The 9,604-nt window shown below is 47.3% G+C and carries 9 protein-coding genes; 7 read left to right on the forward strand and 2 right to left on the reverse strand.

Annotated features, from left to right (window positions below; translation table 11 throughout):
• Positions 1 to 137 precede the first annotated feature (137 nt).
• Positions 138 to 461, forward strand: coding sequence for a PH domain-containing protein (locus tag AK963_RS21225; RefSeq protein WP_066017425.1), 324 nt, complete (start codon positions 138 to 140; stop codon positions 459 to 461).
• A gap of 66 nt (positions 462 to 527) precedes the next feature.
• On the opposite strand, the gene AK963_RS21230 is transcribed toward AK963_RS21225, so the two are convergent.
• Positions 528 to 830, reverse strand: coding sequence for a YhbY family RNA-binding protein (locus AK963_RS21230; protein WP_238593806.1), 303 nt, complete (start codon positions 828 to 830; stop codon positions 528 to 530).
• Between the two features lie 507 nt (positions 831 to 1,337).
• Between AK963_RS21230 and kch the strand changes: the two genes are divergently transcribed.
• The 3 genes from kch (at position 1,338) to rlmE (ending at position 4,488) form a co-directional block, all read left to right on the forward strand.
• A complete protein-coding gene (kch, locus tag AK963_RS21235; protein WP_238593807.1) occupies positions 1,338 to 2,507 on the forward strand; it encodes a voltage-gated potassium channel protein in 1,170 nt (389 codons plus the stop codon).
• Positions 2,508 to 2,638: 131 nt separating this feature from the next.
• A complete protein-coding gene (locus AK963_RS21240) occupies positions 2,639 to 3,658 on the forward strand; it encodes a hypothetical protein (RefSeq protein WP_066017427.1) in 1,020 nt (339 codons plus the stop codon).
• Between the two features lie 209 nt (positions 3,659 to 3,867).
• Positions 3,868 to 4,488: a 23S rRNA (uridine(2552)-2'-O)-methyltransferase RlmE gene (gene rlmE / locus AK963_RS21245; protein WP_066017428.1), complete on the forward strand. Its 621-nt coding sequence runs from the start codon at positions 3,868 to 3,870 to the stop codon at positions 4,486 to 4,488.
• Between the two features lie 27 nt (positions 4,489 to 4,515).
• Here the strand turns inward: rlmE and AK963_RS33415 are convergent, their stop codons facing one another.
• Complete coding sequence (locus AK963_RS33415; protein ID WP_175404590.1) at positions 4,516 to 4,656, reverse strand: hypothetical protein; 141 nt, start codon at positions 4,654 to 4,656, stop codon at positions 4,516 to 4,518.
• A gap of 23 nt (positions 4,657 to 4,679) precedes the next feature.
• Between AK963_RS33415 and ftsH the strand changes: the two genes are divergently transcribed.
• The 3 genes from ftsH to glmM all read left to right on the forward strand — a co-directional run bounded on the left by ftsH (position 4,680) and on the right by glmM (position 9,220).
• The gene (gene ftsH, locus AK963_RS21250; RefSeq protein ID WP_066017429.1) at positions 4,680 to 6,641 is read left to right on the forward strand and encodes an ATP-dependent zinc metalloprotease FtsH; all 1,962 of its coding nucleotides are present in this window, start codon (positions 4,680 to 4,682) and stop codon (positions 6,639 to 6,641) included.
• Between the two features lie 192 nt (positions 6,642 to 6,833).
• Entirely contained in the window at positions 6,834 to 7,679 is an 846-nt protein-coding gene (gene folP, locus AK963_RS21255; protein WP_066017430.1) for a dihydropteroate synthase, read from the forward strand.
• Positions 7,680 to 7,882: 203 nt separating this feature from the next.
• Positions 7,883 to 9,220: a phosphoglucosamine mutase gene (gene glmM, locus AK963_RS21260; protein WP_066017431.1), complete on the forward strand. Its 1,338-nt coding sequence runs from the start codon at positions 7,883 to 7,885 to the stop codon at positions 9,218 to 9,220.
• Positions 9,221 to 9,604: the final 384 nt, after the last annotated feature.

A 9,604-nucleotide genomic window follows, 5' to 3' on the forward strand; every position in this document is an offset into this window, starting at 1 on the left:
GTCCTCTCGATTGGTCATGGCGCTGCTCCCTGCTTGATACCAACAGGAAAACAATCGGCCAGAAAAGGGTTAATCGGGAGGTCAAATTAAACTGGTGTTTTGAAGACTTATTACATCGGTGATGACATACGGAAGCAATGGAAGATCTGGCAACCATTCTTAACCCGTCGGAGTCTGTAGAGCTGGCCTATAAGCTGATTCGAGATATGGTGGTTTTGACCAATCACCGTTTGATTTTCATCGACAAGCAGGGGCTGACTGGGCGCAAGGTTGAATATCGCTCAATACCTTATAAGTCGATTACCATGTTTACTGTAGAGTCTGCAGGCCATTTTGACCTGGATGCTGAATTGAAAATATGGATTTCAGGCCAGCCAGAGCCAATGCAGATGGAATTTAACAGCAAGACCAATATTTATACGCTTCAGGCCATCTTGGCGGCGAAAGTGGCAGGACAGTAATTTATTTCCAGCCAATAGTTGAAAAAGGCCACAATTGTGGCCTTTTCTGTATTTAGCCTTGGACTCTCAACAGGTTTGAAAGCGTTGGGTTGGGTTGGGTTTGTCGGCCGCTTTGAAAATCAGTGCGATTTTGCCAATAGTTTGAATAAGGTCAGAGTTTGTGGCGCTGATCAGTTCACTGATCAGTTGCTGGCGGATTTCCCGGTCACCAATGGCGAATTTAACCTTGATCAGTTCATGGTCATTCAGTGCACGCAATGTTTCTTCAACCACGCCATCGGTGAGCCCTTTGTCTGCCACAATGACGACAGGGTTCAGGTTGTGGCCGATGGTACGAAAATGCTTCTTTTTGGCTGCATTCAAGCTCATGTTTGCTATTCCTGATAATTTCTTTAATAACGAATCGTCATACACGATGTCTGATGATGGGTATGACCTGATTTTTCCGGAGAAGTTTTCGTTAATGCAGGTTGGGGACAGAAATGTACTTCTCATAAAGCACTTGACTGTCATTGACTGGGTGTCGAAGAGAGCGAATTAATGTCCAGCGCCGTTGACTGCTGAATGGTGGCAGGCTGGTAACATATAAGTCACTCGACAGCATATTCAAGCTTCTGGTGGCGCATGCTATCGCTTTCTGGCAGCTGAGGGAAGTGTGCCTGCAGCTCCATCTATGCCGGGTATTGCGATTACTGCTTCATGAGAAGGTTTGATGTATAGCCACTACTATCTGAATCTTCTCACCTCCCGGAAAGCAACTTTACAATCTATTTAGCGCATCAAACTCATTGCGTGCCTTGTACTAGACTTCTTGCAACTGGTAACCGGGTGCAGGGTAGGGTATTGGGCTATTACACTCGTTTATGGCGAAGGTTGGTGAGCTTATGGCTTGAATTCAGGCATTCATTCGCGGCCCTGGCTGTTTTTGCCAATGGGTTGCTGATTTTTAAAACCATCTGGGGGATGCCGGTTAACCTTCTGGATCTTTTTCAGATCAATAATCTTGTTGATATTGATTGGGCTGATGTTGCTGATGGTCCATGGTTTTTGCTCGGTGTATTCTTGATGCTGAATGCACTGGGTATGTTGTTCCGGGCAAGAATTGCCTGGGCTGTCAGTGTATTTCTATTAATTATTACATTGGCCTTTACCGTTCACTTTTATCCTCTGCTACGGACAAGGACCCTGTTTTGTGCTTTGACGCTTTTGGGAATTCTGTTGCTGGGAAAGGATTTTAACCGTTCCAGTGCAACCGCTGGGGGGATTTTTGCTGTCATCAGCTTCTCGATTCTATTGTTTTATGCCAGTTACGGCTCACTCTATTTTGGCAGTGGCTTTTCGCCGGAGATTGATAGCCTGGTAACAGCTTTCTACTTTTCCATTGTAACGATGACGACGGTTGGGTATGGCGACATTATTCCGAAAACTGAGCCAGCCCGGTTGTTCACCGTTTCTATGATAATCGCTGGTATCACTGTGTTCGCTACTTCACTCACCACGGTTTTTGGTCCGGTAATTCGCAGTGGTATCGGTAAACTGGTTAAAGGCAGAGAGCAGGCTATGAACAGGGCAGATCATTTTATCGTCTGTGGTACTTCCATTCTGGCAATGGGAACTATTAGCCAACTGATTCAACGGGGGCTCGATTTAACCGTGGTTACGGTCCGTCCGGAGGATGAATTTCCCCAGATAGAGCAGAAAGCAGGGCAAAAGCTGGACTTGATTTCCGGAGACAGTACGGATAACTCCGTCTTAGACAGTGCCGGACTTATGAGTTGTCGTGCTTTGTTGGCGCTCACCGACGATGATGCAGCGAACGCATTTATCGTGCTGACCGCGAGAGAAATGAATCCTCAAATCAGAACCGTTCTTGTGGTGAATGATGCTAAAAATATGAATAAAATCAAACAGGTAAAGGCGGACGTTATTCTCTCGCCACAACTGTTTGGTAGCGAGATTCTGGCCTGTGTTCTTAGTGGTGAAACGCTGGATCATGAAAAGCTGACTTCCATGCTGCTAACTTCCGGGCATGGCCTATTTGATTGAATCATAACGCTTATTATCGGGCTATTGGTGAGAGCCTTTCTAATACGAAAGTTTTACTGTATGAACTCTTTTTAGTCCAAAAGGTCAAACTCTCTATATAAAGCTAAAAAATGCTAAATAAGGGAGTTTTTATGAAAAATCAAAAAGGGATGTTTTATTTTTCGGCCTGTCGGCCATTATTCCTCACTCTGCTGATTCTTGCTGGCCCCGTCTTTTCAAGTTCATTTTTTGAAGAATGGGAGCCTGATGGTAGCTTTGCAGCAGCTCAGCCGGTTCCTGCAGATGAGTATGCAGGTGTTGAGCCATCGGAGGATGAAGGGTTTGTTGACTGTGATTCCGAATGTGATGATCAGGATGTTGGAGTCAATCCGTTTCCTGACGAGGGGTTTATTGATGGTGAGATACCCGAGGATTCTTCTGAAAGTTATGATGACCTCTCCGAGGGGCTTTCTGAGCAGCCATCCTATCAATATCCCTATGACCATCTGCCATCCCAGTTGGAGGCTGAAGGAAAGGAGTCTATAAAGCTCTTTGTCTATGGTAGCCTGATGGATTTCAAATCTGCGAAGCAGACACTGAGTGAAAGTACACTGGAAACCAGAAGGCTGGCAAAGGCCTATGGTGTTAAAACAATTTATAATCGATCTGTACCCTATGTTTTTACGCCACACTGGGGGGAGCCGGAAAATCCCTATGCCATCGCTATGCTTAATACCATTGTTTCCGGGCATTCTGCTGAAATTGCGCTGGGCGTGCTTCTGGATATTCCACTTGATGAAATTCCCGCCCTGTTATCCAGGGAGGTGGGGTATGATTTGAAACCGGTGGTTGTTGAAGACTGGGTTGAACCATCAAAAGGGAAAATGATAAACATCACTGCTGTTCAAGGCAGGGGGAATTTTCGGGTGGCTTATATTTTGAGCTCGCCAACGCCCAGTCAGTACACTGCTGCCCGCCTGCTTCCCAGAGAGGGTTACTATCAGAGGGTTATGGAGGCTGCCTGTTCAAATGGTGATCTTTTTTTTCAGCAGTGGTTGAATAATACTTACCTTGCTGATGGTGTTACTACTGTTGGTTATTATGAACTCTATAAAGATAAAGTTGCGAAAGAGTTTGACCAGCAGAGGTGTGCGGTATGTGTTAACTTGTAATGCATGATAATACCTAACTAGCCTCTTAATCTTTTATCTTCTTCTGCTGTCACAGTTATGCCGTATAAGATATTATCCGCATGCTTTCACTTTGCAGGCTGATGTAAATCTCAGCTTTTTTCAGGTGTAAACTTTTTCCCTTTCGGTTTTCTTCGGGGGTTGTTCCAACAACTTCCAAGCTTAATTTATAGGCAGTTTGCAAAAAGATTATGGCGAGATCCAAAAGTAGTGGTCGCTGGTTGAAAGAGCACTTTGATGACCATTATGTAAAGCAATCGCAAAAAGATGGGTGGCGATCCAGGGCCAGTTATAAACTTCTGGAAATCCAGGAGAAAGATAAACTCTTTCGTTCAGGCATTCGTGTGGTTGACCTTGGTGCGGCGCCCGGAGGCTGGTCTCAGGTGGCTGTTGAGTTGGTTGGCGATCAGGGGCGGGTAGTTGCGTCTGATATTCTGCCAATGGACCCCATTGCCGGGGTTGACTTTGTTCAGGGTGACTTCACCGAAGATACGGTACTGGAACAAATACTCGAAACTATCGGTTCTGACAGGGTAGACCTTGTAATTTCTGATATGGCCCCCAATATGAGTGGAGCACTCTCTGTTGATCAGCCCAATGCCATGTACCTTGTTGAACTGGCACTGGATCTTTCCAGGCAGGTATTGCGTAAAGGAGGCGTTTTTCTGGTCAAGGTGTTTCAGGGTGAAGGCTTTGATGCCTACCTGAAAGATATGAAAACCAGCTTTGATAAAGTGCTCACCCGAAAGCCGACGGCTTCCAGGGCACGCTCAAGAGAAGTATATCTGCTGGCCACAGGCTTCAGGGGATAATACGGAACGTTGAAGTTATAGGATGCATTAATCAGTATGATAGAAGACAATCACTGTCACACCGTCCACTGATCGTGTATCGTTGCAGATAAGCATTAATACATAATCCCAGCGAGCCAGGGGAACGTGCTCAATATAAACGATTACCTGAGGCTTAAGTACGCTCAAGAGAGGTTAGCCCCTTGAATGATATGGCAAAAAATTTGATTCTCTGGGTCATAATCGCCTTGGTGCTATTGACCGTCTTTAAAAACTTCGATGGCATGCAGTCGTCTACCCAGAAGGTTGCATATTCTGACTTCATCAGCATGGTAGAAAATCGCCAGGTCAGTAAAGTCGTCATTGATGGTTTTACCATTACCGGCATGTTAAACAACAGTGAGCGTTTTGAAACCAATTTGCCGCCTACTGTGCCGGACAACAAACTGATGGATGAACTCCTGCTGGGTAAGGTGCAGGTTGAATCCAAACCTATTGAAAAGCAGAGTATCTGGACGCAGCTATTGGTAGCCAGCTTCCCGATTCTGGTGATTCTTGCCGTATTTATGTTCTTCATGCGTCAGATGCAGGGTGGTGGCCGTGGTGGCCCGATGAGCTTTGGCAAAAGCAAGGCTCGTCTGCTGTCTGAAGATCAGATTAAAACGACTTTTGCCGATGTGGCCGGTGTTGAGGAAGCCAAGGAAGATGTTCAGGAGCTGGTCGACTTCCTGAAAGATCCTGGTAAATTCCAGCGTCTGGGTGGGCGTATTCCACGTGGCGTTCTTATGGTTGGCCCTCCGGGCACCGGTAAAACCCTGATCGCCAAAGCCATTGCAGGAGAGGCCAAGGTTCCGTTCTTTACCATCTCCGGTTCTGACTTTGTTGAAATGTTCGTGGGTGTTGGTGCTTCCCGTGTCCGTGACATGTTTGAACAGGCCAAGAAGCAGGCTCCCTGCATTATCTTTATTGATGAGATTGATGCTGTTGGTCGTCATCGTGGTGCCGGTATGGGTGGTGGTCACGATGAGCGTGAGCAGACCCTTAATCAGCTGCTGGTTGAGATGGATGGCTTTGAGGCAAACGACGGTATTATTGTAATTGCTGCTACTAACCGTCCGGATGTTCTTGATCCTGCATTATTGCGTCCCGGTCGTTTTGACCGTCAGGTTGTCGTTGGACTGCCTGATATCCGCGGTCGTGAGCAGATCCTCAAAGTGCATATGCGCAAGGTTCCGGTGTCTGATAATGTGAAGCCTTCGGTCATTGCCCGTGGTACTCCAGGGTTCTCCGGTGCTGATCTGGCTAACCTAGTCAATGAGGCGGCGCTGTTTGCAGCTCGTGCTAATCAGCGCACTGTCGGTCAGAAAGAGTTTGACCAGGCGAAAGACAAAATCATGATGGGTGCAGAGCGCAAATCCATGGTGATGAGTGATAAGGAAAAGAGCAATACCGCTTTCCATGAGGCAGGCCACGCTATTGTTGGCCGACTGGTTCCAGACCATGATCCTGTGTACAAAGTGAGTATTATTCCTCGTGGTCGGGCGCTGGGTGTTACCATGTTCCTGCCTGAAGAAGACCGTTACAGCCAGAGTCGCCAGGCGCTGCTTAGCCAGATCTGCTCTCTGTTTGGTGGTCGAATTGCAGAGGAAATGACGCTGGGGAAAGACGGTGTAACAACCGGTGCCTCCAATGATATTCAGCGTGCTACCCAGATTGCCAGAAGCATGGTGACCAAGTGGGGTCTTTCTGAAAAGCTGGGTCCCCTGCTTTATGATGAGGATGAAGGTGAGGTTTTCCTGGGTAAAAACTACGGTAGTGGTGGCTCCAGGATGAATGTTTCCGGTGAAACGGCAAAGATCATTGATGAGGAAGTGCGTCGAGTTGTCGACGAATGCTATTCCCGGGCTAACCAGATCCTTGTGGATAACCGTGACAAGCTGGATAAAATGGCTGAGGCTCTGATTCAGTACGAAACCATCGACAGTGATCAGATTGATGACATCATGGCTGGTCGTGAGGTTCGTCCTCCAAAAGATTCAGGTGACCAGGATAATGATGATGGTGGTGTTAAGGCTGCTGCCGATGAGCCAGAAGTGAAGGCTGACGATAGTACTGAAAACGGTGATAAAAAAGATTCTGGCGGTTCTATTGGTGGTCCCGCTGGGGAGCACTGACACGAAGTCAGGTCTATGATTGTGAAGGGCAGGTTTATCCTGCCCTTTTTTATATCTTCCGTATGTGTAAATGAATCATTGTTGTCTGTATTTGTGGCTACTTTTGTTATACCAGCTTCAGGGGTGGTGATTTGTCAGGATGGTCATCTGTGAATAAGAACGTCTGACTGTCCGGAGATCTGAGGAGTTTTCATGAGCAACGAGTTTAAGTTGAATTGTGCAGGGAAAATACTGGATCTGAATAAGCCCAGGGTTATGGGGGTTTTGAACGTTACACCGGACTCTTTTTATGAAGGGAGCCGATGTTCTGATAACTGGCTGAATGTTGCAGAGCAGATGATCAAGGACGGTGCGGATATTCTGGATATTGGTGGTGAGTCGACACGGCCTGGTGCTTCGGGTGCGCCAACCCAGGAGCAGGAGTTGGAGAGAGTTCTGCCCGTTATCGAAGGTTTGGCATCGCGCTTTAACGTCATTATCTCAATCGATACCAGCTCTCCCCTGGTGATAAAAGAAGCAGTCAAAGCGGGGGCCGGGATAATTAATGATGTGCGGGCATTGCATCGTGAGGGGGCGCTGGAAGCTGCGGCTGAAACGAATGTTCCCATTATTTTGATGCACTCCCTCGTTGACCAGCCTGAGCCTGGGTTTGTACCTGTCTATGGTGATGTTGTTGAAGAGGTCAGTCAGTATTTGATGGATTGTGTGGAGCGTTGCGAGAATGCAGGGATTGTCAGGGAGCGTTTAATACTGGATCCGGGATTCGGAGGAGGTATGTTTGGTAAAACGCCGGTGTATGATCTTGAAATGCTGAAAGGCTTTCGTCGTTTTCATGAGCTGGGTCTACCTGTATTTGCTGGTATGTCCAGAAAGTCCTTTATTGGGGCAACGTTAGATCGGGATACTGAAGACCGGCTCCCGGGAAGTCTGGCTGCTGTCATGCTGGCTGCTCAGGCTGGTGCTCACATCATTCGTGTGCATGATGTCAGAGAGACGGTTGATGTTCTCCGTTTTCTGCAGGCAGTCGACGAAGCATAGTTAGCCCTCTTTAAGTAACAATGCCCATCAGTCTGAAGGTGGTTCTTTCAGGGTGATGGGTGGCCATTGATCAATAATCTTTCAACGTTGCTCATTTCATAATACCTCTCCTGCTTTCAACATAACCTAATGGTACTGGTGGTTCACTTGAATGAGTGAGATGATTGCTGGTTATTGTTTTCAGAAATTTTTGGTAAACAGCTATGGCTCGCAAATATTTTGGTACCGACGGAATTCGGGGGAAGGTTGGTGACTTCCCCATCACACCGGACTTTGTACTAAAGCTGGGTTGGGCTGCTGGTCGTGTGCTGGCTGAGGAGGGTGAGGGGAAGGTCGTTATTGGCAAAGATACCCGTATTTCTGGTTATATGTTTGAGTCTGCTCTTGAGGCGGGCCTGTCAGCTGCCGGTATTGATGTAGTCCTGACTGGTCCAATGCCAACCCCTGCTATTGCCTATCTGACCCGAACCTTTAATGGGCAGGCGGGTATTGTTATCAGTGCCTCTCATAACCCGTTTTACGACAATGGTATAAAGTTCTTTGCCGGTGACGGTACCAAGCTATCTGATGAAGTTGAACTGAAGATTGAAGCATTGCTTGAGTCCGAGATTGAGGTGGTGGATTCCCAGAGCCTGGGTAAAGTGACCCGGATGGATGATGCTGCGGGACGGTACATTGAGTACTGCAAGGGCAGCACTTCTCAGCAGCTGGATCTGCGCGGTATGAAAATTGTTATCGATGCAGGTCACGGTGCAACCTATCAGGTGGGTCCTGCGGTCTTTCGTGAGCTGGGTGCGGAAGTGATCGCTATGGGTACCAGTCCTGATGGTGTCAATATCAATGAAAATGCAGGTTCCACCAAGCCAGAAGGTATGGCTGCCAGAGTAAGGGAAGTCGGTGCGAATCTGGGTATAGCCTTTGATGGTGATGGTGACCGGGTCATCATGGTGGATGATAAGGGGGAAGTCGTTGATGGTGATCAGTTACTCTTTATTATTGCTATGGATCGCCATTCCAGAGGGGTATTGAATGGTGGTGTCGTGGGTACGTTGATGACCAACCTTGGGATGGAAAAAGCGCTTGAGGCTGCGGGGATTCCGTTTGCCAGGGCGAATGTTGGTGATCGCTATGTCAATGAGCTGCTGATAGCCAATGACTGGCAGCTGGGTGGTGAGTCTTCTGGTCATATTATCTGTCGAGACGCATCTACTACCGGTGATGGCATTGTATCGGCACTCAAAGTGTTAAAAGCCATGCAGACAGCGGGCAAGTCTCTCTCTGAAATGGTGAGTGCGATTACGCTTTATCCACAAGTCATGATCAATGTTCGGGTTCAGAATAAGCGGGATACTGACACTATGCCAGGTATTGTTGAGGCTGTGAGAAAAGCGGAAGAAGAGATGGCTGGAAAAGGTCGTGTTCTTCTGCGACCTTCAGGTACAGAGCCGGTCATTCGGGTGATGGTTGAGGGTGAGGATGCTGCTCTGGTAAAGGTTCAGGCTGAAAAGCTTGCCAAAGTAGTTGAGCGAGAAATGGTATAGATTTCTTGAATTTTATGTAAAAAGGTGGTGTGTGACTCTGGAACACACACCACTGGAAACATGAGCCATCTATTAAAAAACAGCTAATTCGCTTTTACCCCAATGCCTGGCAGTGCAACTACTTTTGATAACGGGTTGAGGTAGCTGAGTTTAAAATAATCAAGTCGTAGCTGTGGATCCCTTGATCCCTTTGCTGGGTACAGCCTGATTGTCGGAGGCTCGGAAGTAGAGGGTGAATCACAGAATAAGCGGGTGTAATACCAATCGCATTTTCTAAATCCTTAAGCTGCCGCCAACTATGCTTAGGCATCATTACCATGCATTATCTAGAACAGATGTCTCGTCGACCACAGCTACCCGAAGGTTTTAATGATGTTGATTTTC

This window comes from Endozoicomonas atrinae (assembly GCF_001647025.1).
Taxonomy (GTDB): domain Bacteria; phylum Pseudomonadota; class Gammaproteobacteria; order Pseudomonadales; family Endozoicomonadaceae; genus Endozoicomonas; species Endozoicomonas atrinae.